Origin of the sequence: Streptomyces hokutonensis (assembly GCF_042751305.1) — a bacterium.
Lineage (GTDB): Bacteria > Actinomycetota > Actinomycetes > Streptomycetales > Streptomycetaceae > Streptomyces > Streptomyces hokutonensis_A.
The window spans coordinates 178892-203199 of sequence record NZ_JBHYWD010000011.1; the positions used below are offsets into that span (position 1 = coordinate 178892).

The following is a 24308-nucleotide window of genomic DNA, read 5'->3' on the forward strand; positions in this document are numbered from 1 at the left end:
GTGTCGAGAGGTCCAGCGCGCGGAGGCGCGCAGCGCCGAGCACGGTGGGCCTCTCGACACCGGCTTGAAGCGCCCCGAAGGCGACCGAACCAAAAGAGGGGCGAACGGCGCCTACCCAACACCGCCCCACCTCCCCGGCACCCACCCAACATCGCCCCAGTCAGCCCCCCCAACCCCCCCACCCCAAATCACCGCCCGATCAACCGGCAACGGCCGACCGGGCGGGAGCGTGCTGGGACCGATGTTCGTCCGGAAGGTCAACCTCGCTGACGAACCGCTGCGCAGGCTTCACCGCACCCACCCGACGCGCGGGCGTCGGTGCCGCCGCTGCCTCCGCAGGCGCTGTCGAGGGCGTAGCCGAAAGCATGAACCAAACAACCTTCCCGGACTCCCCCTCCGCCCGCACCCCCCAACTCTCGCTGACCGCAGCAACCATCGCGAGCCCCCGCCCACAAGTGGCAGTGGCCGCGACGTCGGAGATGTCGCCCACGACAGGGAGCCGGGGATCGTGGTCGTGCACGGAGACGACGAGGTGGTCGAGCAGCAGCTCGATCTCGACGGTGCACGTCTTGTCGGGCTGGGCGTGCCGGTGGACGTTGGTCAGAAGCTCGGTCACACCGAGCGCCGCCCGGTCTATGAGTGGATCGAGATGCCAGTAGCGCAACTGCGCAGATACGATTCTGCGGACCTGGCCGATCCGCGACGGCAGGGCTTGGAGCTCTACCGCGCAGTGCCTGCTTGGGTGAGTGATCACGGCTGCGACTCCCCGACGAGAGGCCCGGAAGAACACGGAGTTCGGATCCAGCAGGCTGGTCGAGGGAAATAGGCCGCCTGCTGTTGTGCCCGGCGGCTGGTTCGCAGCGTTATCGCCGGTAAACCCAGAGTGACGTGAGACCAGAGTGACGCAGGGGTGACGGTCTCGCAACTTGCCGCTGTTCACCGCCGGCTCGCGCCACGGTCAGCTGCCACCCTGCTCGGCCTGCCTGCCCGCCCGTCCCGCGCCGCCCGCCCGCCGACGGCACTCGGCACAGACCGGTCAGCCGCCCCCACGCCCGGCGGCCTTACGCACCGCCTCGATGAACCGCCGTGCCGCAGGAGGCCCGGGCTGCCCCGGTGCCGGGTCGTGCTCGCCGAGCGTCAACAGGTACCGATTCCCGTTCAGATCGGCCAGCGCCCGGTCCTCCGGGGCGAACCAGGGCTTCGACGCGCGTACCGCCTGCACCGGCGCGCTGTCGATCTCGCTGCCGTAACTGGTGAGCAACTCCAGTCGGCCGTCATTGATCCGGACCTGTCCGGCCCGGGTGAGTGACCGCAGCCGCTTCCCGATCCGCACGCCCGTGGCCGTGAACTCCGGCTCCGCCATGCTTCCCCGCCCCCTGTTCCAGGACATCCGGTGATCCAGTGTGATCCAGTGTGCGCCCCCGTTCAGGACGTTCGTCCCGCTCCGGTGCAGTCTGCCCGCACCGGGCGTCGAGCACCAGTACGTACAAGGCGGTCACGGTGAGTATCCGAAGCACTCGCACAAATGCGCCCCCAGGATCCGCGGTGATCGCTTCCCGGGATCCGCCGTGATCGCTCCCCAGGCTGCCTTTGAGCTCCCCAAAGGGACGTTTATGCAGGTGAGAAGCGTGCGGAAGGTGCATATGATCGAGGGGTCGGCCGCGCGACGCGCCGTCGGCGCGAAGCGTAAGGAGCCCCGCCGTGAGCACCACCCCACAGGCCCCGCCCGGTGCCACCCTCGATGTCGACCGCAGTGACACCGCCTACCGGAGCTGGCTGAAAGAAGCCGTCCGCAAAGTCCAGGCCGACGCGAACCGCTCCGCCGACACCCACCTCCTCCGCTTCCCGCTGCCCGAGCACTGGGGCATCGACCTGTACCTGAAGGACGAGTCGACCCACCCCACGGGCAGCCTCAAACACCGCCTGGCCCGCTCCCTCTTCCTCTACGGCCTGTGCAATGGCTGGATCCGGCCCACCCGCCCGGTGATCGAGGCGTCCAGCGGCTCCACCGCCGTCTCCGAGGCGTACTTCGCCAAGCTGATCGGCGTCCCCTTCATCGCGGTCATGCCGCGCACGACCAGCGCCGAGAAGATCCGCCTCATCGAATTCCACGGCGGCCGGTGCCACTTCGTGGACGACTCGCGCAGGATGTACGAGGAGTCGGCCACCCTGGCGGTGGAGACCGGCGGCCACTACATGGACCAGTTCACCTACGCGGAGCGGGCCACGGACTGGCGCGGCAACAACAACATCGCCGAATCCATCTTCCGCCAGCTGGAGTTGGAGCGTTTCCCGGAGCCCGCGTGGATCGTCGCCACGGCCGGTACCGGCGGCACCTCGGCGACGCTCGCGCGCTACGTCCACTACACGCAGCGCGACACCCTGGTCTGTGTCGCCGACCCGGAGAACTCCTGCTTCTTCGAGGGCTGGACCACCGGCGATCCGGACGTCACCTGCGACTGCGGCTCCCGTATCGAGGGCATCGGCCGCCCCCGCATGGAACCGAGCTTCGTGCCGGGCGCAGTGGACCGCATGATGAAGGTCCCGGACGCGGCCAGCGTCGCCGCCGTGCGAGCCCTGGAACAAGCCATAGGCCGCAAGGGGGGCGGCTCCACCGGCACCGGCCTCTGGAGCGCCCTGAAGATCATCGCCGAGATGGTGGCAGCAGGCCAACAAGGCAGCGTGGTAACCCTGTTGTGCGACCCGGGCGACCGCTATCTGGACAAGTACTACTCGGACACATGGCTGACGGAACAGGGCCTGGACATCACGCCGTACAGCAGGGCGATCACATCACTACTGAAGACGGGAGTATGGCCGAACTGACTTATGGACGCCGGTGGTGGAGCGCCCCGACAGGGGCGCGGGGAACTGCGCGCTCAGCCACAACGAACCCGCAGCCGAACAACGAGCCCTACCGCCCCAATCGCCGATCCAACTCAGCGACCGCCCCCTTGAACGCCCGCCCCAACCCAGGACCGGCCAACCGGACAACCCCCCGAAACACCGCAGTTCCGTCCGCGGCAAACGTCCACTGAACCCGAGTCCCGCCGTCCCCCGCAGGGACCAGTCGCCACTCCTCGGCCAACGCCCGCGCCCCCGGCGCATTCGTGACGTCGACCCGATACGCGTACACCTCCGCCTCCTTCGCCGCGATCACCGTCTCCCGGAAGTGGCCGCCACCCTTGAGCCGGATGTCGCGCCCGGCACCGTCGTCGACCGACTCGGCCCGGGTCACGGCCGCGAACCACTCGGCCCACCCCGGCACATCGTCGTTGAGGGCGTGGAAGACGGCGTCGGGCGCCGCCGACATCTCCTGCGCGAAGATCAGCCGTACCGGAGCGCTGTCGATGAAGTCGAGCCCGACGGGGCGGAGATGGTTGGCCATGAACGCGAACCCCCTTGACGGAGAAGGGAAGTTGACCCGAGCGACGTTGACCGAAACGACGTTGGCCGAAGCGAGGTCACGATAGCTGGCGATCCGTCAGATGTCTGCCCCGTCCCGTCAGATGTCGTCCTCGTCGTCGGGTTCGCCCGCCACCACGAGCCGCCGCAGATGCTCCGCGATGTCCTCGCGCGCCTCGGCCGGCAGCCCCGCGTCCGTCACCAGCGTGTCGACCTGCTCCAGCGCGGCGAACGAACTCAGGCCCACCGTCCCCCACTTGGTGTGGTCGGCGACCACCACGACCCGCCGCGCCGACTGCACGAGCCTGCGGTTGGTCTCGGCCTCCGCGAGGTTCGGCGTGGACAGCCCGGCCTCGACCGATATGCCGTGGACGCCGAGGAAGAGCATGTCGAAGTGGAGCGCCGCGATCGCCTGGTCGGCCACCGGTCCCACCAGCGAGTCGGAGGGGGTCCGCACCCCGCCGGTCAGGACGACCGTCGCCGCGCCCTGCCGCTGCCCCGAGGTGCGCTGTGCGGCATGGAAGACGTCCGCCACCCGCACCGAGTTGGTGACCACGGTGAGGTCGGGGACCTCCAGCAGGTGATGCGCGAGCGCATACGTCGTCGTACCGCCCGAGAGCGCGATCGCGGTACCGGGCGCGACCAGTTCCGCCGCGGCCCGCGCGATGTCCTCCTTGGCGGTGAGCTCAAGACCCGACTTCGCCTCGAAGCCCGGCTCGTGCGTGCTCGCCTCGACGACCGGTACCGCCCCGCCGTGCACCTTCTCCAGAACGCCCTGACGGGCCAGCGCGTCGAGGTCGCGGCGAACGGTCATGTCCGACACGCCGAGCTTGCGGGTCAGTTCGTTGACGCGGACGCCACCGCGGCGCCGGACCTCGTCCAGGATCAGGGCGCGCCGCTGCTCCGCGAGGAGGTTCTGATTCTCACTCACGTACGCTCCGGTCCTTTCGCCTCAACCCGTCCGACCGTCCGGCGCACCGGCTCGGAGCAGGACCTTCGTCCCGGCTGCGGTGCGCGGACGTCCCATCCTCGCACGCCCCCGCAAGCACTGCGCCATCGCCTGTCCCGACGCGCACATGTCATCGGGACCTCATCCGTCCCCCGCGTTGTCACCCGGATCGGGGGAGATTCGGTCACAGGGCGTGTGCGACGCGCCGAAAGGGGCGATCCTGGTGTGCACACGAACACAGTCAGACGGTACGTCACGGGGGATGTGCGAACAGTGGAGCGTGTGCAGGAACATGCCGTCACGAGCGGGGCCGACGAGCCCGCCGTACGGCCCGACCGGACCGAACCCGCCCTGGAACTCCTGGTCCACGGAGTCGGCGGCGCCACACCCGAGGAGATGCTCGGTGATCCGCGCACGGTGCGGATCACCGGCGACGACACGGCGGCCGTCTTCCGGCGCACCGCCGACGTCGACGCCGAGTCCAGAACCGCCGACGGCCGCGCCGGACCGATCCGCGAGGCGTACGTCTGGTGCAACCTGACCTCCGGAAACGGCACCCGCGCCCTGTGGCTGTTGCTGCTGCCGTTCATGGTCGTCAACCTCGCGCACTGGATGCGCCCCACCGCCCGCGACCGGAAGCGGACGGTGCGCTTCTACGGTCTGCTGGTGCGGCTCGCGGGACTCACCCTGACCGTGCTGCTCGTGGCGGCGGCCTGCGAGGTCGCCCTCGATCTCGCCGCCTGGCAGTGCGCCGGCACGCGCGCGTGCGCCGAGCGCCACTCCTGGCTGGGCTTCCTGTCGCCCGCCGTGTCGCACGACAGCTGGTGGAGCCGCCCCGGCCGCCGCCTCGCGCTCGCCGCCCTGGTGCCGACCGCGCTGACCGTCCTGCTCTGGTACCTCTCGCGCCGAACCTGGAGTGAGTACGAGTCCCAGCAGCCGATGCCCCGCAGAGCCGAACCCGACGACACGCCCGACAGCAGTGCCCTGGGCCGGCCCGGCTTCTGGTACGGCCGCCGCCTGGTCGCCCGACTCCGCGCCGCCCACACGGCGGCCGGCCTCCTGGTGGTCGCCGCTGCCGCCACCGTCTCGGCGGCCCGCTTCGACCGCGGACCCGACGGCTCCCACGCACTGGCCGGCCTCGGCGCGCTCCTGGAGACCGCGCTCGCCGGCCTCGCCTTCGTCGTGGTCTACGTCGTGTGCCGCCGGGGCCGCAGCGAGCACCGCCTCGACCAGGCCCTGGACCGCCGTCTCGTACGACGTTTGCCGCTCGGCGCGCTCCTGCTGCTCGCCCTCGCCCTGCTGTACGCAGGCTGGTCGCGTCCGGGATGGGAGTCCGCCGGGCGGCTGCCGGGCGACCCCGTCTTCGGCGGGATCGCCCTGGTCCAGGGTCTGCTGGTGATCGCCCTCGCGGTCGTCGCCCACCTGCTGCACCGCACCCACCCCGACCCGCGCGCCGCGATGCGCGGCCTCGGCGGACCGGCCGTCGCGATGCTGGCCTGCGCCCTGGGAGGTGTGATGTCCGGCGGGGTGTCCCAGCGGGTCTCCGACTGGCTGGACGGCACCGGCACGTCCATCGCGGGCCCGCCCGTCCTGCTCACCTGGCAGGCCTCGGTGATCCCGCTGCTCCTGGTCGTCGTACTCGTCCTCTGCGCCGTACTCGGGCACCGCACCTGGCGGCTGCGCCGCAGCGAACTGGCCGCCGTGGCGCTCGACTACCCGAGCGGGCGCAAGGACCGGGCGCGCACCGCCCGGATCGCGAGCACGCGCGCGATGGCCACGCTCACCGACCGTGGCCCCCTCCTTGTCGCCGTCACCGCGACCGCCACCCTGCTCCTGGGCGCCGGAGCGCTGATCGGCGCCTTCACGACCGACAGGACACCGTCGCGGGCGGGGCAGGGCGGCCACGCCTTCGTGCACGGTGCGGCCCAGACCTCCCAGGGCCTCGGCTCCTGGCTGATCGGGCTCGGCTTCATCCTCTTCGTCACCTGGGGCAGGCGCGCCTACAAGGACCCCTCCGCGCGGCGCACGATCGGCATCCTGTGGGACGTCGGCACCTTCTGGCCGCGCGCCGCCCACCCCTTCGCGCCGCCGTGCTACGCCGAGCGCGCGGTGCCCGACCTGACCTGGCGGATCGCCACCTGGACCCGGGCCACCGGCGGCCGGCTCGTGATCTCCGGCCACTCCCAGGGCAGCGTCCTGGCGGCAGCCGCGGCCTGGCAACTCAAACCGGCCCAGCGCAAACGAGTCGCCCTCCTGACCTACGGCTCACCCCTGGAGCGCCTCTACGGCCGCTGGTTCCCCGCCCACTTCGGACCGGCCGCGCTCAGCCGTCTGCACCACGAGGTCGACTGCTGGCGCAATCTCTACCGGCTCACCGACCCCATCGGCGGCCCGGTGCGCCTGTCCGGCGACTGCGGCCCCGAGGTGGACCACGGCCCCCTCAAGGACCCGCTGGAGTACGGCCGTACCGCCCAACACCCGCTGCCCGCACCGATCCTGGGCCACTCCGACTACCAGGCCGACCCGGCGTTCGCCGAGGAACGCGCACGGCTGCTGGCCCGGCTGCGGCCCGAGGTGCCGCCTCAGGGCAGCTCGGGCAGGTCCTCCGCGTAGAGCAGGGTCAGGTCGTCCGTGCTCGGCTCCTCGACCTGGGCGACCCGGCTCGCGTGCCGCTCCACCATCGCCTCGAAGGTCTGCCGCGCGGTACGGCCGTTGCCGAACGCGGCGCCCTTCGGGATCGCCGTGAAGTACTTCGTCAGTCCCTCGGACGCGCCCTCCGCGAGCCGGTACTCGTGCTCCTCGGCCTGCTGCTCGACGATCCTCAGCAGTTCCTCGGCGTTGTAGTCGCTGAAGGTGATGGTCCGTGAGAAGCGGGACGCCACACCGGGGTTGACGGACAGGAACCGCTCCATCTCGGCCGTGTAGCCCGCGACGATCACCACGACCGCGTCCCGGTGGTCCTCCATCAGCTTCACCAGCGTGTCGATGGCCTCTTTGCCGAAGTCGCGGCCCGAGTCCTCCGGGGAGAGCGCGTACGCCTCGTCGATGAACAGCACCCCGCCGCGCGCCTTGTCGAAGGCCTCCTGGGTGCGGATCGCCGTCGAGCCGATGTGTTCGCCGACCAGGTCGACCCGGGACACCTCGACGAGATGCCCCTTCTCCAGGACACCGAGCGAGGCGAGGATCTCGCCGTAGAGCCGGGCGACCGTCGTCTTGCCGGTGCCGGGGGAGCCGGTGAAGACCAGGTGCCGTTTGACGGAGGCCGCCTTGAGTCCGGCCTGCTGGCGGCGGCGGCCCACCTCGATCATGTCGATGAGGGAACGCACCTCGCGCTTGACGCTGTCCAGGCCGACAAGTCCGTCGAGTTCACCGAGGACCGCCTTGGAGGTGCGGGACTCCTTCTCCGGCTCCGGCGCGGCGACCGGGGGCGATTGTTCGGCGGTGCGCTGACCGGGGATGGCGCCCAGCACACTGGTCGCCTGGCTCGCCGTCTCCACGGCCGTCTCGTGGGCGGTCGGCTGCTTGAGGCCGCTCTCGTCGCTGGTGCAGTCCTCGACGACGGGCCCGGTGCCGGGCCCCGCGTCCGGTCCGGCGTCCGCGAACTCGTAACCACCGCGCGCGCACCGCTCCGTACGGCACTTCTTGAGCGTCGTACGACAACCGTCTATGACATGGAAGCCGTAGCCGCCGCTGCCCGTCACCCGGCAGCTCTGGAAGGTGCCCCGGCCGCCCGCGGAGACGTAGAAGCCGGCCTCGGCGGGGGAGTCGACCGTGCAGCGCTCGATGGTGGGGTCGGCGCCCTTGGTGACGATCACGCCGGTCTGGGTGGCGTCCACCGTGCAGTTGTTGAGGGTGCCGCCGCTGCCGTGGTCGCGGAACCAGGCGCCCGTGGCCGCGTCCCGGATCCGGCAGTCGTCGAGCTGCGCGGTCGCGCCGTCGCTCACTGACACGGCCGTGTTGCGCACCTGGGAGATGTCGCTGTCGACGACGTCCGCGCGGGAGCCGCGGTCGAGCACGAACAGTGCGTCCGGTACGTCGTGCACCCGGCAGGAGTCGAGGACCACCGTCGCCCCGTCGCTGACCCACACCGCCGGATAGTCACCCGTGCTGTCGAAGATCTCGCACTGGTTGGCGTCCACGCGCGTGCCCGGGTCCCACACCGACAGCCCGTTGCGCCCGAACTGACGCACCGTCGTCCGCGTCAGCGTCAGGACCGAGCGGGAGCGCAGGTCGACCGCGTTCTCCGGGATGTCGTGGATACGGCAGTCGGCGAGTGTCAGCACCGCGTCCGTGTCGAGCGTGACGCCGTCCGCGGCCGTACGGTGCACATCGCAGTCGGTGAGGTGCGCGGTGGCCCGGCCGGTGATCTGGACGCCGCTGCCGCGCGTCTCGTAGACCTCGCAACCCACCGCCTCCAGCGAGGAGTTCTCACCCGTCGCGGACAGGCCCACTCCCGAGGCGTGGTGGATGCGGCAGCGCTCCAGGCGCGGGTGGCCGCCGTCGCGGACCGCGACGCCCGCCTGGCCGGCCGAGACGACCTCGCACTCCTCGAACACCCCGCCACCGCCGTCGAGTACGGCGATCCCGATGCCTGCCGGGTTGTCGACCGTGCAGCGCCGCACGGTGGGTCGGGCACCGCCGCGCACCTCGATGCCGGACGCGGAGCGCGTGACGATCCGCAGATCCGTCAACTCCGGTGCACCGTCCTCGACAAGGAGGGCGGGCGCCGCCGAGTCCTGGCCCTCGACATGCAGGTCCTGGACGATCGCCGAGGCGCGCACGGTCAACGGCACGCCGTCCAGGGGCGCGATGCGCACCGAGCCGGGCGAACCCTCGGGGCCGCGCAGGGTCACCGACCGCTGCACGACGAGGTTCTCGCGGTAGGTGCCGGGAGCGACGGTCAGTACGTCGCCCTCGGCCGCGGCCTCCAGGGCGGCGGCGAGCGACGCGTACTCACCTGTGCGGCGCCGCCACCGCGATGTGCCGGTGTGCGTCACCTGGACCGTGCCCTGTGCCATGGCGCTGCTGTGCCCCCACCTCGTGGTACGCGGGTTGATGCCGAAGCCTTCGCCGGTCCACCGTAGCGTGCGTGCGGGCGGTGGGTTGACCAGAGCCGGAAGGCTGTCAGCTGCCGGTGCCGGTCCTGCCCCAGTCCGGGCCCGCCCGCTCCCATGCCCGGTCCCAACGCGCGTACCTGCGGCGGACCATGCGCCACAGCACGAACCGCCGTCCGCTGTCGACGAGCCCGGCGGTCAGCAGCGCCGCACCGAACCCGGCGAGCACGGCGTGCGTAGTCGCCGTGGCCGAGTCCAGCGGGCGGGCCACTATGTGCCCGTGCTGGTCCGTCCAGAGCCTGAAGTGGTCGCCCGCGTGCGGGGTGTTGAGGCTCGCCATCACCGCGCCGTGCTGGACGGTGCCGTCCGGCGCGGTCCAGTCGGCGAGGACCCGGGTGCGGACGTCCCGCGCGGTGGCCGAGTCGGGGTCGGGGTCCAGCTCGGCCCCCTTCAGCTTCTTGACCACCGTGGCCGTCACGACATGACGGTCCGCTCGCTGCTCACGCACCGACCGCTGCAGGCTGTCCTGCGCGACGGCGCCGACGAGCGAACCGATCAAGGGCGCGGCGACCAGGACCAGCAGCAGGACCACGAGGGCCAGCCAGGCCTCGACCAGATCGGTCGCGCGACGCAGTGGATTGCGCCGCCAGCGCCACAGACCCCTGATTGCTCCCACCGTCCCGCACCCCCTTCCCGCTCCGTGATAACTCCTGGGAGAGCCGTTCGCGCGAGACGAGCGTCGAAGAGAGAGCGAAATCACCTCTCCCCGGGCCTCTCATGAACTTCTCACGGATCTCAACGACCAGGCCCACGGGGAGGGTTCCCGCCCCGCACCTCCAACGACGGATCTTCGGCTACGCGAGAATCCGGACCGGATCACCGACGCGGATCGTGCCGGTGGACAGGGGCACCAGGTTCTGCCCGAAGATCAGCTTGCCGCCTATACGGCGGTGCCGGGCCAGGGTGCGCAACGGCTCCCTGCCGCGATCGGCGGTGCCCTGGTCGGTGGTGGTCACGACGCAGCGCCCGCACATCTTCGCGACCCGGAAGGTGACCTCGCCGATCGCGACGCGCGACCAGTCGTCCTCGGCCCAGGCGGCCGTGCCCGCCACGACCGCGTTGGGCCGGAACCGGTTCATGGGCAGCGGCCCCTCGGTGGGGTAATCGCCTTGCGCGATCAGGGAGTTGAGGGCGTCGAGGGAGGTCTCGGAGGTCAGCAGCAGCGGGTAGCCGTCGGCGAAGCCGACCGTCTCACCGGGAAGTCCGTACTCGGGGTCGACGGGGCGGCGGGTGGCGGGATCGTCCATGTGGACGAGACGGACCCGGAACCCCAGATAGGCGCCGCACCACACATGTGCGGCGGCGGAGGCCGGCACCGCGTCCACCTTGGTGCCGAAGATCTCCATCGCCACAGTGGCGACCGGCTCCGGGACGGGCACGGTCAGCGGGTCGAGGCCGGGCGCGGACAGACGAACACCGCCGCCGGGCAGAAGCTCGGCGGCGGCCAGTGCGAGACGCGGGTGCTCGCGTTGCGTGACGACCTTTCCCCCGTCGTCGATCAGCGCCCAGCGTCGGTCACCGGCCAGCCCCCAAGGCTCCACCTGAGCCTCCCGGGGCGAGAAGCCCCGGAGCGCCTTGACCGGATGAACGTGGACAGACCGCAGCTCCGCATTCCCCATCACTCCATCGTGCCAGGCGGCACCGACAGCGCAGGGTGCGGATCAGTAACCGCGGTACTGCTGGTTGTTGCTGTACGGGTCCTGCTGGTACGGAGCGGGAGCCGGGCGGGGAGCCGCCGGACGCATCGCCTCGTAGCCGGCCGGAGCCGCCATCGGACGCGGCTGCTGTTGCTGCTGGCCGTAGCCGCGCGGCGGGGCCTGCTGCGGGATGTAGGCGGCGGGCGCCTGCTGCAGCGGTGACGGCTGCTGCGCCTGCGGGTAGCCGTAGGGGGTCTGCGAGGGACCCGCCGGGAGGGCGGGCAGCGCCGACGGCAGCGCGGGCAGGTTGCTCCCCGGCATGTCGTACGCGGCGGGAACCCGGATCGGGGCGATCTGCGGGGTCCCCCGCTCGGCCACGAGGGAGTCGTAGATCGGAGTGTCCGGGAAGGAGGCGGAGTAGTAGCCGCCGCCATAAGTGGAGCGGGGGGAGGTCATGGCACATAAGTTAAGCCCACGATGTGGTGGTTGGGGAGACCGATTAGAGGGTTGTTTTCCGTGTCGGCAGTGGCATGGGATCCCCAATGCGAGCGAACTTGTCAAAATAGGGCATGGATCCGTGTTCTGATCGTGTAAAGCCCGAGTTCCCGGCGGGTTACCAGCGGTTGGCCGCGGGTGTTGGCGCGCTCCTCATGGGCGTTCGCGGCCCCGGGGAATAGGTTGTGCGAGTAGACACCCAATGGGCTGCCGGGGCGTGTCCTGGCACGGTGACACGCGATGGGGGCAGGACATGTCAATGCCGAAAGGATCGAATGTTCCGGTGCCGACGACGGCACTGCGCGTCGAATTGGGGTGGCGGCCAGGCCCCGGAGTCCCCGACGCGGACGCCTCGGCCCTGCTTCTGGTCGACGGGAAGGTCCGCACCGACGCCGACTTCGTCTTCTACAACCAGCCTGCGCACTCCTCCGGCGCGGTCCGCCACGAGGGCAAGAACAACGCCGGCGGGCGGATGACCGACACCCTGCTCGTCGACCTCGCGCGCGTGGAGCCCGCCGTGGAGCGTGTCGTCCTCGCCGCCTCCGCCGACGGCGGAACGTTTGGCCAGGTCCCCGATCTGTACATCGAGGTCCGGGACGCCGCGCAGAACACCGTCGTCGCCCGCTTCGACAGTACGGGCGCCACGGTCGAGACCGCCTTCGTGCTCGGCGAGTTCTACCGCCGCCAGGGCGCCTGGAAGTTCCGGGCCGTCGGCCAGGGCTACGGCACCGGGCTCGAAGGCCTGGCGACCGACTTCGGTATCACCGTGGACGAACCGCAGCAGGCGGCACAGGCCGTCACCATGCCGCCGCCCTCGGGACCACCGGTGAACCTGCCCCCGCCGCCCGTGACCGTGGCTCCGCCCGTGACGGTGACTCCGCCGCCCCCTCCGCCCCCGATGCCGCCCACCGCCCCCGTCCGGCTGTCCAAGGTGACGCTCACCAAGGCGGCCCCCTCGGTCTCCCTGACCAAGCAGGGCGGCACCTCGGGCGCCATGCGCGTGAACCTCAACTGGGAGGTGCGCAAGCAGTTCTCGGGCTGGGGCAGCAAGCGCGGCCGGGCGGTCGCGATGCACGCGGACCTCGACCTCGACCTGTGCGCCCTGTACGAACTCGCCGACGGCCGCAAGGGCGTCGTCCAGGCCCTGGGCAACGCGTACGGCTCCCTGCAAGGGCCTCCGTACATCCACCTCGACGGCGACGACCGCACCGGCGCGTCCGCGAGCGGCGAGAACCTCACCGTCAACCTCGACCACATCAAGGACTTCCGGCGCATCCTCGTCTTCGTGACCATCTACGAAGGCGCCCGTTCCTTCGCCGACCTGCACGCCACCGTCACCCTCCAGCCCCAGCACGGCGCCGCGATCGACTTCTCGCTCGACGAGTGCACTGTCCCCTCCACGGTGTGCGCCCTCGCCCTGATCACCAACACCGGGGGCGACCTCGTCGTCCAGCGCGAGGCCCGCTACCTCGTCCCCGACCGTGGCGTGAGCCCGCAGCGGACCGTGGACCGCGTCTACGGGTGGGGCATGAACTGGACCCCCGGCCGCAAGTGAGCGCTCAGCTCTCCTCGCCGACGACGGCGTCAGGACGCGCGTACGTGCGGCCCTTCCAGGCCGCACCGCGTCCCCTGTAGTGCTGCACCGCGGAATCGACCGTCATCAGGAGGTACAGAAACGCGGTGAACGGCAACAGGGGAGCGAGCCACAGCGGCTGTCCGTAGTAGCGGAGCATCGGGACGTACGTCCCCGTCATCACCAGCCACGCGAGCCCGCCGAGAACCGCGGCCCCCGAACTGCCCGCGCCCAGCCCCACGAACAGGGCCACCGGGGGCACGAGATACACCAGCGCCAGCCCCACGACGGTCCCCAGGAGGAGCAGCGGGTTGTGCCGCAGCTGCGCGTACGCGCTGCGCGAGACCATCCGCCACAGGTCGTGCAGCCGCGGATAGGGGCGCACACTGTCCACCCGCTCGGCGAGCCCCAGCCAGATGTGGCCCCCGCCGCCCTTGACGGCACGCGCGAGCGCCACGTCGTCGATCACCGCGTGCCTGATGGCGTCCGGGATCCGCGCCCGCTCGGCCGTGTCGGCACGCAACAGGACACAGCCGCCCGCCGCTGCCGCGGTGCGGGCCCCCTTCCGGCCGATCCGGCGGAACGGATACAGCTGCGCGAAGAAGTAGACGAACGCCGGCACCACCAGCCGCTCCCAGGGACTCTCCACGCGCAGCCGGGCCATCAGCGACACGGCGTCGAAGCCACCGGTGCGCGCCGCCGCCACCAACTCCCGAAGACTGTCCGGGGCGTGCGTGATGTCGGCGTCCGTCAGCAGCAGATACTCGGGGCCACGCGCGCGTGCCAGCTCGACACCGTGCCGTACGGCCCACAGCTTGCCCGTCCAGCCCGCCGGAGGTTCACCGGGGGAGTCCACGGTGAGCGGCAACCCGCCCCGCGTCCGCGCGAGTTCACGGGCCAGTTCCCCGGTGCCGTCCGAACTCCCGTCGTCGACAAGGAAGATCTCCGCCCGCCCCGGATAGTCCTGGGTGAGCAGCGAGGGCAGACTCTCCGGCAGTACGGCGGCCTCGTCACGGGCCGGCACGACCACGCAGACGGACGGCCAGTCGTCCGGGTCGGTGCGGGCCGGCAGTCTGACGTCCGTGCGCCAGAAGAAGCCCTGGCAGAGCAGCAGCCACAGCCAGGCGGCGAGTGATACGGCGGCGGTCCACACGAGGGTGCTCACGGCCGCAGTCTGCCCCAAGGGAGCGGCTCCACAGAGGCCATCGTCTATCGTGGCCGGGTGAAGATCGCGCTCATGGACTCCGGAATCGGCCTTCTGGCGGCCACCGCGGCGGTACGGCGCGTACGCCCCGACGCGGATCTCGTGCTCTCCTTGGACCCCGACGGCATGCCTTGGGGACCGAGGACTCCGGAAGACCTCACACGGCGCGCGCTCGCCGTCGCCGAGGCCGCCGCCGCGCACCGGCCCGACGCCCTGATCGTCGGGTGCAACACGGCGACGGTCCACGCCCTGACCGCACTGCGGGACCTCCTGGAGCCGGGCATCCCGGTCATCGGCACGGTCCCGGCGATCAAACCGGCCGCCGCCGGCGGCACGCCCTTCGCGATCTGGGCCACGCCCGCCACCACCGGCAGCCCCTACCAGCGCGGTCTCATCGAGGACTTCGCCGAAGGAGTGCCGGTGACGGAGGTCCCCTGCTGGGGACTGGCCGAGGCCGTGGAGCACGCGGACGAGACGGCCATCGACGCCGCCATCGCCGCGGCCGCCGCGCTCACCCCCGACGATGTAACGACCGTCGTCCTGGGCTGCACCCATTACGAAATCGTCGCCGAACGCATCCGGGCCGCCGTCCAGCGCCCCGACCGTCCGCCGCTCGTCCTGCACGGCTCCGCCGACGCGGTCGCCGCCCAGGCGCTGCGCCGGATCGGTGCGCAGCCCGCACCAGAGGCGCCGTCCGACGGCACGCTGACGGTGCTGCTGAGCGGTCGTGAGGGCGCGCTGCCCGTCGAGGCGGCGGCCTACGCGGAAGGCCGGCTGCTGCGGGCCGTCACCCCCGCCCACTGACGACCTGCGACGAAGCGGATGCTGTGCGTCCACGTTGTCGGCGCGCAAAACGGTCACCCTCCGCAACGCGGTACCCGCGCAGCGAAACCTGAGTAGTCTCGTAGGCATGAGGGACCACCCCCGCGACGAAACCTTCCCGCAGACCGAGATCTGGACCGGACGGGCCACCAACCGGTTCCAGTGGCTGCTGGCGCTCGCCGGTGCCGCCTGCATGGCGCTCGGCATCGAGCTGGCCGTGGACTCCGCGTGGACGTCCGGTGTCGCCCCGCTCGCCATGTCCGTCGTCGGGTGCATCGCGGCCGGACTGCTGATGCTGTTCGGCACGCTCGCCTTCGTGCACGTCGCCCTGAAGGTGGACACGGAGACCCTCGAAGTGCGCTGCGGCCACATCGGTGTGCCGCGCCGCCGTATCCCCCTCGCCAGCGTCGCGGGCGCCGAGTTCGCCCCGCACGTCACTCCGCGCCAGTGGGGCGGCTGGGGCTACCGCTGGCGGCCCGAGAAGGGCACCGCCGTCGTCGTACGGCGTGGTGAGGGTATTGTGCTGCGGCTGTGGGACGGGCACACGTTCACCATCACCGTGGACAACGCGGAGGCGGCCGTAAGGATCATCACGGACCGGCTGGTGCCGCCCGCGCCCGGCGCGGTGCACTGACGTCACCCTCGCCCCTCATGGGGCAAGGCGGTCGCCACGCGCGCGTGCGTCCGGGGCGGTGCGTGAGGCGTCGTCGGTGATCGGGTGGGCCGTGGCCAGCCCGGCGAGGAAACCCGCGCCTGCCGTGACCGCGGTGAAGCTCAGCGCGTTGCCCACCGAGGCGATGACCGCGAGGCCCGTCAGCGCTGCCCCTGCGGTGAGCGCGACCGGGGTGGAGCGCGGAGTGCGCCACAACGCGTGGAGCACCCAGCAGAAGGCCGCCGCCAGCAGGAGCACGCCGACGATCCCCTGCTCGGCCGCCATCTGGAAGGGCGCCGAGTGCGGCTTCCCGTCCGGCAGCAGGGCATCGGCCGCCGCGTTGCTCAGCTCTCCGAAGCGCCCCGGTCCCACCCCCAGGGCGGAATCCCGGTGCGCCATGTGCAGGGCGTCCTGCCACAGCTGCACCCGGTGCAGGCTCAGCTGGCCCTCCAGGGACTCGGTGAGCCCGTCCGGCAGCACGTTTCCGGCGATGGCCCAGGTCGCCCCGGTCACCAGCGCCGCGGCCAGGCCGAGGCCCACCACACCGAGACCGCGGTGCCGCATCCGGCCGGCCGCGAACGAGCACAGCAGCACCGCCGTACACGTGACGAACCCCGAGACCGAGCCCAGGACGAGCGCGGTGACCGTGATCCCGGCGGCCAGCAGCCACAGCGCGAGCCGCACCGCCGGGGCCGGGGCGGCCCAGGCCGCGCAGCAGGCGCAACCGACGGCCAGGGTCAGCAGGGCCGCCGTGGCACCGGCGTCGCCGAGCGGGGCGACGAACTGGGGGCCGGGGGCGAGACGCGGCTCGGCGAGTGCCAGACCGAGGCCCGCCAGCGCTCCGGCACAGGGCGCGGCGACCGGCACGAGCGCCCCGGAGATCCGCCCCGACGCGTACCCGGCGGAGACCGCCAGGACCGCGAGCAGCACCCCCTCGGGCCGGCCGTCGTGCATCGCCGCGGTGATCAGCGACCACGCGGCACATGCCCCGAGCACCGCGACACCCACGGCATCCGAAACGTTTCGTCTCTCGCTGTCAGCGTCCGGACCGGTCGCCGACGCCATCCCCGTGGAACCCACCCCGCCGCCCCCTGAACCGAGCCCCCCGACCCGTGACCGACCCCGGCCGCCGGCCTGGACCGACCGCACGACAGGGGCTCCGGCACACCGTAACGGCTGATGACCGATTTGTGGACGAGTTGCGCAGGAACGATGCGGCTCCTGTCCTGTTCAGTGCCCCGTGCTGCCATCCGGACCGCGCTGTCGGCCCCAAGGTCAACCGCCGTACACTCCCGGAGTGACCGTCACCGCAACTTCCGTGGACGAGTCGGACCAGCTGGAGCCCCAGGCCGCGCCCGCAGCGCGCCTCGCCCGGCTCGTCCGTCTGGTCCCGGCCGCCGTAGCCGCCCTCTCCGGAGTGCTGCTCTACGTCAGTTTCCCGCCCCGCACGCTGTGGTGGCTGGCGCTGCCCGCATTCGCCTGTTTCGGGTGGGTGCTGCGCGGCCGCAGTTGGAAGGCGGGCCTCGGCCTCGGCTACCTCTTCGGCCTCGGATTCCTGCTGCCGCTGCTGGTGTGGACCGGCGTCGAAGTCGGCCCCGGCCCCTGGCTCGCGCTGGTCGCGGCCGAGGCGATCTTCGTCGCGCTGGTCGGCGCGGGCATCACCGCGGTGTCGAAACTGCCCGCCTGGCCGCTGTGGGCGGCGGCACTGTGGATCGCCGGTGAGGCGGTACGCGCGCGTGTCCCCTTCCATGGCTTCCCCTGGGGCAAGATCGCGTTCGGCCAGGCGGACGGCGTCTTCCTGCCGCTCGCCGCGGTGGGCGGCACCCCGGTCCTCGGCTTCGCCGTCGTACTTTGCGGCTTCGGCCTGTACGAGATCGTGCGCCTGGCCCTGGAGACCCGGCGCACCCATGAGGTACGGCGGTCCGCCGCGGCCGTGGCCCTGCTGAGCGTGGCCGTACCGGTGGTCGGCGCGGTGGCGGCGCGTTCCTTGGTGAGCGACAAGGCGGAGGACGGAACGACGACCGTCGCGCTCATTCAGGGCAACGTCCCGCGCGCGGGGCTGGAGTTCAACGCCCAACGGCGCGCCGTCCTCGACTACCACGTCAAGGAGACACTGCGGCTGGCCGCGAAGGTCAAGGCCGGCAAGGTCGCGAAGCCCGACGTGGTCCTGTGGCCGGAGAACTCCTCCGACGTCGATCCGTTCGCCGACGCCCAGGCCTACGCCGACATCGACGAAGCCGCGAAGGCGATCGGCGCGCCCATCTCGGTCGGCGGTGTGGTCGAACGCGGCGGCAAGCTCTACAACGAGCAGATCCTCTGGGACCCGGTGAAGGGCCCGACCAGCACCTACGACAAACGTCAGATCCAGCCGTTCGGCGAGTACCTCCCGATGCGCTCGCTCCTCGGGGCCATCAACAAGAACTGGACCAGCATGGTCCGCCAGGACTTCAGCCGGGGCACCAAGCCGGGCGTGTTCACCATGAACGGCGCCAAGATCGGCCTGGTCACCTGCTACGAGGCCGCCTTCGACTGGGCCGTGCGCTCCGAGGTCACCGACGGCGCCCAGTTGATCTCCGTGCCCAGCAACAACGCGACCTTCGACCGCAGCGAGATGACCTACCAGCAGCTCGCCATGTCCCGGGTCCGCGCGGTCGAACACAGCCGGACCGTCACGGTCCCGGTGACCAGCGGCGTCAGCGCGATCATCATGCCGGACGGGAAGATCACCCAGAAGACCGGCATGTTCGTGGCCGACTCCCTGGTCCAGAAGGTGCCGCTGCGCTCCTCGGAGACACCGGCCACCAAGCTCGGCATCCTGCCCGAAATGGCCCTGGTCCTCGTCGCCGCGGGCGGCCTCGGCTGGGCGATCGGCGCGGGTCTGCGCCGGCGGCGCACGGGTGACGCGTAGCCGTACACCCGTCGTATACCCGTCGCACACACGGCAGTTCGTGGAGTGGCCATGGATCGTCCCGTTAGGGTCTGACCATGGCTACTCCTGATTTCATTCGTACGATCCGGGAATCCGCCGGGCACCAACTGCTGTGGCTTCCCGGGGTGAGCGCCGTGGTCTTCGACGACGCGGGACGCGTGCTGCTGGGCAAGCGGTCGGACAACCACGAGTGGGCGTTGCCCTCCGGTATTCCCGAGCCCGGTGAGCAGCCCGCGGTGTGCGCGGTGCGCGAGGTGTTCGAGGAGACGGCCGTCGAGTGCGTGGCCGAGCGGATCGTCATGGTCAAGGCCGGGGGACCGATCAACTACCCGAACGGTGACACCTGCCAGTTCATGGACATCACCCTGCACTGCCGGGCCGTCGGCGGCGAGGCCGCCGTGAACGACGACGAGTCCCTGGAGGTCGGCTGGTTCGAGCTGGACGCGCTGCCCGAACTCAGCGATCACCAGCTGTTCCGGATCAAGCAGACCCTGGCCGACGCACCCACATGGTTCGACACCACGACGTCCGACTGAGACGACTGCGCTCCGCCGCCGAGGACCCCGGCTTTCCGGACCCCCGCTCCTCGGCGCGGACCGGCAGGACCCGTCCCGCGCCCCGGAGATCCAACTCACCCTGGGGTCGCGGGTGTTGGCGGCTCCGGGGCGGCGTCGGCGTTCACCCTGGATGACTCGTGCCCCGTGAACTGACACCCCCTCAGGGATCCGCTTCAACTCCACGGGGTCCAGCATTCTCGGGTTCCTCCCCGCCGTGTCTCCGTGGCGATGATCGCAGCTGCAGGCCTGCCGCCCGCCTCGGGATCCTGCCCTACAGGTCGCTGGACTCCGGCTCGCGTTGAGAGGCGTGGCGACCCCGCAGCGCGACAAGGGCCAGCAGTGCCGAGACCAGGGCCGCGCTGCCGCAGACGACGAAGCCGATCGAGTAGCCGTGGCCCAGGGCGTCCAGGGCGAGGGGGTGCAGTTCGGCCAGTTTCGGTGAGGCCGCCGAGGCGCCGTTCACCGCGAGGGGGCCGCCCTCCTCCAGTACGGCCGTGCCCGCGCCCTTCAGTGCCTGCGGCAGGGCGGAGTGGTCGAGGGAGTCGGCGAAGCTGCTTGCCGCGCGGCTCAGGGCGACCGCGCCGATGACGGCCGGGCCGAGGGTGAAGCCGAAGTCGCGCAGCAGGTTGGTGGTGGCGCTCGCCATGCCCGCCAAATGGGTCGGCACGGTGTTCACGGCGGTCGCCGTGATCGACGAGACGGTGATCGCGAAGCCCAGGCCGACCAGGCCGAGTGGCAGGATCAGTGAGGTGAAGGCGGTGTCGGTGATCGGGAGCGTGGCCGCCCAGTAGTCGCCCGCCGCGATCAACAGCAGCCCGGTGCCCAGGAGTAGACCTGGGGCGACGGTTCGCAGCAGTCGTTCCGTCAGGGGCAGCATCGCCAGGGTGATGCCGTTGAGGAGGACGAACGCCAGACCGGTGCGCATGGGTGCCTGGTCCTGCACCGGGCCGAGCCGGATGCTCACGGAGTAGGCGGTGCCGAGGAAGGCGAACATGCCGACCACCGCCACGACCGAGGCGACGGCGAAGGCACGGTTGCGGAAGAGGTCCAGGCGCAGGAGCGGGGACTTGGCCTGCTTCTCCGCCAGCACGAAGGCCGCGAGGAACAGCGCCGCCAGGACGAAGGCGATGACGATCGAGGGCGAGGCCCAACCGTCCGTCGGGCCCTGGATGATGGCGTAGAGCAGGGCGAACAGGCCCAGGCCGATGGTGACCTGTCCCGCGATGTCGAGTGAACGGCCCTCGGGGGCACTGGAGTTGACGGCGAACAGCGCGCTGACCGCGACGCTCGCCACGGCGACGGCGGTGACTACGACGAAGGACCAGCGCCAGGAGCCGTAGGTCGCGGTGACACCGCCGAGCAACGGGGCGATGAACCCACCGGTGGACAGCAGGGCCGCCCACATCGCGATGACGCGGGCCCGTTGCGCGGGTGAGGTGGTGCCGGCGGCCAGGATGGCCAGCGAGGTCGGGAACAGGGCGGCGGCTCCCAGCCCGGCCAGGGCCTGTCCGGCCCAGAGCTGGTGGACGCCGGACGAGGTGGCGCTGACCAACTCACCCACGGCCAGCAGCGCAGCGCCTCCGACCAGCAGCCGCTTGCGGCCGAAGAGGTCGCCGAGCAGGCCGAAGGTCAGCTCCAGTACGGCGACCGGGAGCAGGAACGCGTCGGAGATCCAGGTGAGTTGGGAGCCGACCGGATTCAGGTCGGACTGGAACAGCCCGTTGAGCGTGGCCGGTATGGCCAGGCCGATCTGCGCGAGGCAGACGGCGAGGAGACCGGCGACCAGGGTGCCGGTGCTCAGGCCGGGGCCGGTGGCGGTTCTGGTGGAGGGTTCGGTCGGTTCGGTCGTCATCGACACGGGGGCTCCTGATGCGTGCAGGACGGGCGGGGACGGTAGGGAGATACGGGCGGAGTTTTCGGTGTCAGCGTTTGCCGGTCAGGCGGCTCGGCCGGTAGTCGGTGAAGGCGGCGCCGCCGAGGCCCAACTCGTCAGCGCTGCGCTGGAGTTGGGCGGCGGAGGCGGCGTCGTCCCAATGTCCGGTGTCAAGGCGGTGTTCCACCGCGTGCAGACCGGCGACCACTTCGGCGGTGGCGAAGTTGCAGTGGCTCTGACGGGCCACATACGCCTGGCGGAGGAGCGCGGAGTCGCCGGCCGCGCGCACCCGCCCGGCGAAGGCCGACTCCTGCTCCACGGGCACCAGTTGGTCGGCGGTGGTGTGGATGTCCAGCAGCGGTACGGACAGGCTCTGCCCGGCGGTCGAGGTCCGCTTCAGACGGGCCACCGCGGCGGGGTCGGCCGTGATGTCCGCACCGCGGGTGAGCCGGTTCAGATCGGCGCGCAGGTCGAGCCCGGCGTCGCGGTAGAGCGCCATGACCTGTTTCACGTGGGCGGATTCGCGCAGCAGCCCGGCGTAGTCGACGCCCTTGTTCCAGGAGGTGTTGCCGCCGGCCGACTGCTCCACCGACCAACGCGCCGGGACGATGAACCCCAGCAGACCCTGAGCCAGCCACGCGTACTGCTGCTGCTCCTGGCCCGCGAAGTCACCGCGTGCGGGCGGCTGTTGACCGGGAGCCCAGTCGGTCAGGTTGAGGTAGGCGGCGGCCAGGGCGATCCGGGCGCGTCCCGCCGGAGTCTGCTGCGCCGCTTCCACGGCCTTGGTGAGCCGACCGGCGAGGGCTCCGCCGTCGGCCTGGCTGTCCAGGTTCACCAGGGCGTCGGCGTCGGCCGGGTCGAAGAACGTGGCCAGGGTGTACTCGGCGTCCAGCTGATAGTTGTCCAGATCGACACCGCCCGCGACCAGGCCGCACAGGCCGAGCGCACCGTCGACACGTCCGGCGCCGTCGCGGGCGATCTCCGCGTTGACCAGGCCGCCCATCGACTGGCCCACCGAGATGACCCGGGTCGGGGCGCCGACCTCTCGGCGGAACGCGGTGAGCGCGGCGAACTGGTCCCGCTCGGCCGAGTCGAGCGCCCACATCGAGCCGTTCGGGTCGTAGGAGGAACCGGCGAGGGCGTAACCGGCGGCCAGCAGGGCCTGGGCCACCGCGGGCGACGGGGCGTCGGCAGCGGTCGTAGGGCCGAAGCCGTGGCTGAACAGCAGCAGGGTGCCGTTCCAGTTTTCGGGTGTGTCCGCGATCCAGGTGGCGCCGTCGGCCAGCGTGCCGGAGTAGTGGGCGCTGGTGGTGGCGTGGGCGTCGGTCACCGGGCCGATCAGGGCGGCTGCGAGGGCGGTCGCGCAGGCTGCGGCGAGGGTCGAGAAACGGGGTCGGGGCATGACGGCGGCTCCGCGGGTCGAGTGGGGACCAAGTGGGGGAGCGGGCGGGAAGGCCGAGCGGGAAGAGCGCTGCGAATGTAGGGCTCTTTTTTCATCGCCGTCAATAGACTGACCAATAAAGGGCCGGACGTGTCCGCGTGGGGACGCGCCGGATCCAGTGCGAGCGGGGATCAGCCCAGCGTCAGGGTGTCCAGCAGACGTGCTGCGGCGCGAGCCGCCGGACGCTCCCAGCGGCTCGCCAGACCGCGGAAGACGGTCTCCGCCTGGGCGGCCGGCCAGTCCGCGGGCAGGTGCTCGGCGGGCAGGTGCGGGTCCCGTCGTACGAGGTCCAACCAGTCGGTGTGCAGCAGGAGTTGGCCCGCGAGTTCATCGCCGGAGGCTGCCGCGGGCAGCGGGTCGGTGCGGTCCCAGCGCTCCAGGAACGCCCGGTAGCGCGCGCCGATGGCCGGTACGTCGAAGGCCTGCTCAAGCACCTCGCGGACGTCGGTCGGCGACTCCACCTCCGCCCGGAACACCCGCAGATACGGCTCCAGGCCGAGGCCCGCCACCATCTCGCGGACGTCGACGGGCGCCGGGGCCACCCACAGGCCGTTCTGCAGCGGGCCGAAGCCCGCCCAGATCAGCCGGGAGCGCAGATCGTGCCGCTCGCGGCTCCACGCCTCCGGCAGTGAGAAGCCGACCATCGTCCAGCGGCCGTCCCAGTCCCGGTTCACCGCGCCGGTGTGCCAGATGCGATCACGGCCGTCCGTCAGTACCTGGACGGCGTGCGGTGTCAGTCCGAAGTACGTCTTGCGGCCCTGGCGGCTGCGCTCCAGCAGATCGCGTTTGACCATGCGGTTCAGGGTGGTGCGCACCGCTTCCTCGGTGCTGCCCAGCCTGCCGAGCGCGGCGATCACGCTGCCCGACGACACGGCGATGGGCCGCCCCAGCACATGGGCTCCGAAGAACGTCAGCATCAGGGACTGGGTGCGCGGCTCGGGACCGCTCTCGGCGGCGGGTCCGACGGCGACATCGACACTGGTCACCGGCACAGCGTAGGCCCGGGGCGGGCGTGCGGTGCCGTTGGACCACAAACTGTGTCACGTCCGTAACGGCAGTTTTCTGCGTGCCTAATGAAGAGGTCGTCCGGCCTCGAGGCCGTCAGAAGGCGAACGCCTCCGTCAGGCGCAGGTTGTAGCCGTCCTCTTCCATCAGGACGACCGTGACGCCGAACGGGGAGGGGTGGTCCAGATCGAGGGGAGTGAAGGCGTAGTCGACCGCGGCCTGCACGGGCGGTACCAGCTTGGCGTCGGGCCGGGGAGCCGGGGCCGGCTGCCAGTGCGGTGCGGCCGATGCGGAGTCCTCGGTGTAGGGGAACTGGTGGAGCGTGTGGCCGTCCTTCGTGGCGTGCACCATGTTGAGGCAGGGCGACGGGCCGTCGACGGGAAGTTCGCAGACGGTGGCCACGTCGTGGGTCTCCCAGGCGAGGACGATCTCGTCGGCGCCGGCCGCCGCGGCGATGTTCGAGAGCGACGCGATCGCGGTGAGGGCGTCCCGGCCGGGCTCGACCGGGCGCAGCCAGATCAGGCCGACCAACTCGCCGCGTACGAGCGGCATGATGACCGGGCGCGGCACGGCACCTTCACTGAGACCCGCGACGTACGCGCTCTTCATCGACTCGGTCAGCGCGTCGAACGTACGCGTGTCCATGAACTCC

Annotated in this window: 21 protein-coding genes; 7 read left to right on the plus strand and 14 right to left on the minus strand. The window is 71.4% G+C overall.

Going from position 1 to position 24308, the window contains the following annotated elements:
• Nucleotides 1-199: 199 nt before the first annotated feature.
• On the minus strand, nucleotides 200-754 hold the full coding sequence (locus tag ACFXC1_RS28265) for an ATP-binding protein (RefSeq protein WP_381247318.1): 555 nt from the start codon (nucleotides 752-754) through the stop codon (nucleotides 200-202).
• A gap of 282 nt (nucleotides 755-1036) precedes the next feature.
• Nucleotides 1037-1363 carry a hypothetical protein gene (locus ACFXC1_RS28270; protein ID WP_019075127.1) on the minus strand — a complete coding sequence of 109 codons (327 nt, stop codon included), beginning with the start codon at nucleotides 1361-1363 and terminating at the stop codon, nucleotides 1037-1039.
• 338 nt (nucleotides 1364-1701) lie between these two features.
• Here ACFXC1_RS28270 and ACFXC1_RS28275 point away from each other — a divergent pair, with 338 nt between their 5' ends.
• Nucleotides 1702-2826, plus strand: coding sequence for a PLP-dependent cysteine synthase family protein (locus tag ACFXC1_RS28275; protein WP_381247321.1), 1125 nt, complete (start codon nucleotides 1702-1704; stop codon nucleotides 2824-2826).
• Between the two features lie 88 nt (nucleotides 2827-2914).
• Here the strand turns inward: ACFXC1_RS28275 and ACFXC1_RS28280 are convergent, their stop codons facing one another.
• A complete protein-coding gene (locus ACFXC1_RS28280) occupies nucleotides 2915-3388 on the minus strand; it encodes an SRPBCC family protein (RefSeq protein WP_381247324.1) in 474 nt (157 codons plus the stop codon).
• A 117-nt stretch (nucleotides 3389-3505) separates the two neighbouring features.
• Nucleotides 3506-4336, minus strand: coding sequence for a DeoR/GlpR family DNA-binding transcription regulator (locus ACFXC1_RS28285; RefSeq protein ID WP_362976214.1), 831 nt, complete (start codon nucleotides 4334-4336; stop codon nucleotides 3506-3508).
• A gap of 291 nt (nucleotides 4337-4627) precedes the next feature.
• Here ACFXC1_RS28285 and ACFXC1_RS28290 point away from each other — a divergent pair, with 291 nt between their 5' ends.
• Nucleotides 4628-6967 carry a hypothetical protein gene (locus ACFXC1_RS28290; protein WP_381247327.1) on the plus strand — a complete coding sequence of 780 codons (2340 nt, stop codon included), beginning with the start codon at nucleotides 4628-4630 and terminating at the stop codon, nucleotides 6965-6967.
• Here the strand turns inward: ACFXC1_RS28290 and ACFXC1_RS28295 are convergent.
• The 4 genes from ACFXC1_RS28295 to ACFXC1_RS28310 form a co-directional block, all read right to left on the minus strand.
• A complete protein-coding gene (locus ACFXC1_RS28295; RefSeq protein WP_381247330.1) occupies nucleotides 6937-9372 on the minus strand; it encodes a right-handed parallel beta-helix repeat-containing protein in 2436 nt (811 codons plus the stop codon). The two genes, ACFXC1_RS28290 and ACFXC1_RS28295, sit on opposite strands and share 31 nt — an antisense overlap.
• Before the next feature lie 106 nt (nucleotides 9373-9478).
• Nucleotides 9479-10084: an Rv1733c family protein gene (locus ACFXC1_RS28300; RefSeq protein WP_381247333.1), complete on the minus strand. Its 606-nt coding sequence runs from the start codon at nucleotides 10082-10084 to the stop codon at nucleotides 9479-9481.
• A 178-nt stretch (nucleotides 10085-10262) separates the two neighbouring features.
• Nucleotides 10263-11087 carry an MOSC domain-containing protein gene (locus ACFXC1_RS28305; RefSeq protein WP_381247336.1) on the minus strand — a complete coding sequence of 275 codons (825 nt, stop codon included), beginning with the start codon at nucleotides 11085-11087 and terminating at the stop codon, nucleotides 10263-10265.
• Between the two features lie 42 nt (nucleotides 11088-11129).
• A complete protein-coding gene (locus ACFXC1_RS28310) occupies nucleotides 11130-11561 on the minus strand; it encodes a DUF6643 family protein (protein ID WP_019075119.1) in 432 nt (143 codons plus the stop codon).
• A gap of 298 nt (nucleotides 11562-11859) precedes the next feature.
• Between ACFXC1_RS28310 and ACFXC1_RS28315 the strand changes: the two genes are divergently transcribed.
• Nucleotides 11860-13155, plus strand: coding sequence for a TerD family protein (locus tag ACFXC1_RS28315; protein ID WP_381247339.1), 1296 nt, complete (start codon nucleotides 11860-11862; stop codon nucleotides 13153-13155).
• A gap of 4 nt (nucleotides 13156-13159) precedes the next feature.
• On the opposite strand, the gene ACFXC1_RS28320 is transcribed toward ACFXC1_RS28315, so the two are convergent.
• Complete coding sequence (locus ACFXC1_RS28320) at nucleotides 13160-14326, minus strand: glycosyltransferase (RefSeq protein ID WP_381247777.1); 1167 nt, start codon at nucleotides 14324-14326, stop codon at nucleotides 13160-13162.
• A 69-nt stretch (nucleotides 14327-14395) separates the two neighbouring features.
• Between ACFXC1_RS28320 and ACFXC1_RS28325 the strand changes: the two genes are divergently transcribed.
• Together ACFXC1_RS28325 and ACFXC1_RS28330 are read left to right on the plus strand one after the other, a co-directional pair.
• The gene (locus ACFXC1_RS28325; RefSeq protein WP_381247342.1) at nucleotides 14396-15181 is read left to right on the plus strand and encodes a glutamate racemase; all 786 of its coding nucleotides are present in this window, start codon (nucleotides 14396-14398) and stop codon (nucleotides 15179-15181) included.
• Between the two features lie 106 nt (nucleotides 15182-15287).
• Nucleotides 15288-15833, plus strand: a complete 546-nt coding sequence (locus ACFXC1_RS28330; RefSeq protein WP_381247345.1) for a hypothetical protein — start codon at nucleotides 15288-15290, stop codon at nucleotides 15831-15833.
• A 15-nt stretch (nucleotides 15834-15848) separates the two neighbouring features.
• Here the strand turns inward: ACFXC1_RS28330 and ACFXC1_RS28335 are convergent, their stop codons facing one another.
• A complete protein-coding gene (locus ACFXC1_RS28335) occupies nucleotides 15849-16916 on the minus strand; it encodes an O-antigen ligase family protein (RefSeq protein WP_381247778.1) in 1068 nt (355 codons plus the stop codon).
• Between the two features lie 232 nt (nucleotides 16917-17148).
• Between ACFXC1_RS28335 and lnt the strand changes: the two genes are divergently transcribed.
• Both lnt and ACFXC1_RS28345 read left to right on the plus strand, forming a co-directional pair.
• On the plus strand, nucleotides 17149-18759 hold the full coding sequence (gene lnt / locus ACFXC1_RS28340) for an apolipoprotein N-acyltransferase (RefSeq protein ID WP_381247347.1): 1611 nt from the start codon (nucleotides 17149-17151) through the stop codon (nucleotides 18757-18759).
• 77 nt (nucleotides 18760-18836) lie between these two features.
• Nucleotides 18837-19316, plus strand: coding sequence for an NUDIX hydrolase (locus tag ACFXC1_RS28345; RefSeq protein WP_381247349.1), 480 nt, complete (start codon nucleotides 18837-18839; stop codon nucleotides 19314-19316).
• Between the two features lie 292 nt (nucleotides 19317-19608).
• Here ACFXC1_RS28345 and ACFXC1_RS28350 read toward each other — a convergent pair whose 3' ends face one another.
• The 4 genes from ACFXC1_RS28350 to ACFXC1_RS28365 all read right to left on the minus strand — a co-directional run bounded on the left by ACFXC1_RS28350 (nucleotide 19609) and on the right by ACFXC1_RS28365 (nucleotide 24301).
• Nucleotides 19609-21189 (minus strand): MFS transporter, encoded by a 1581-nt coding sequence (locus ACFXC1_RS28350; RefSeq protein ID WP_381247351.1) that lies wholly within the window; start codon nucleotides 21187-21189, stop codon nucleotides 19609-19611.
• A 70-nt stretch (nucleotides 21190-21259) separates the two neighbouring features.
• A complete protein-coding gene (locus ACFXC1_RS28355; RefSeq protein ID WP_381247353.1) occupies nucleotides 21260-22612 on the minus strand; it encodes an alpha/beta hydrolase in 1353 nt (450 codons plus the stop codon).
• Between the two features lie 170 nt (nucleotides 22613-22782).
• Nucleotides 22783-23643, minus strand: coding sequence for a PaaX family transcriptional regulator (locus ACFXC1_RS28360; RefSeq protein WP_381247356.1), 861 nt, complete (start codon nucleotides 23641-23643; stop codon nucleotides 22783-22785).
• A gap of 109 nt (nucleotides 23644-23752) precedes the next feature.
• Entirely contained in the window at nucleotides 23753-24301 is a 549-nt protein-coding gene (locus ACFXC1_RS28365; RefSeq protein ID WP_381247359.1) for a hypothetical protein, read from the minus strand.
• Nucleotides 24302-24308 lie beyond the last annotated feature (7 nt).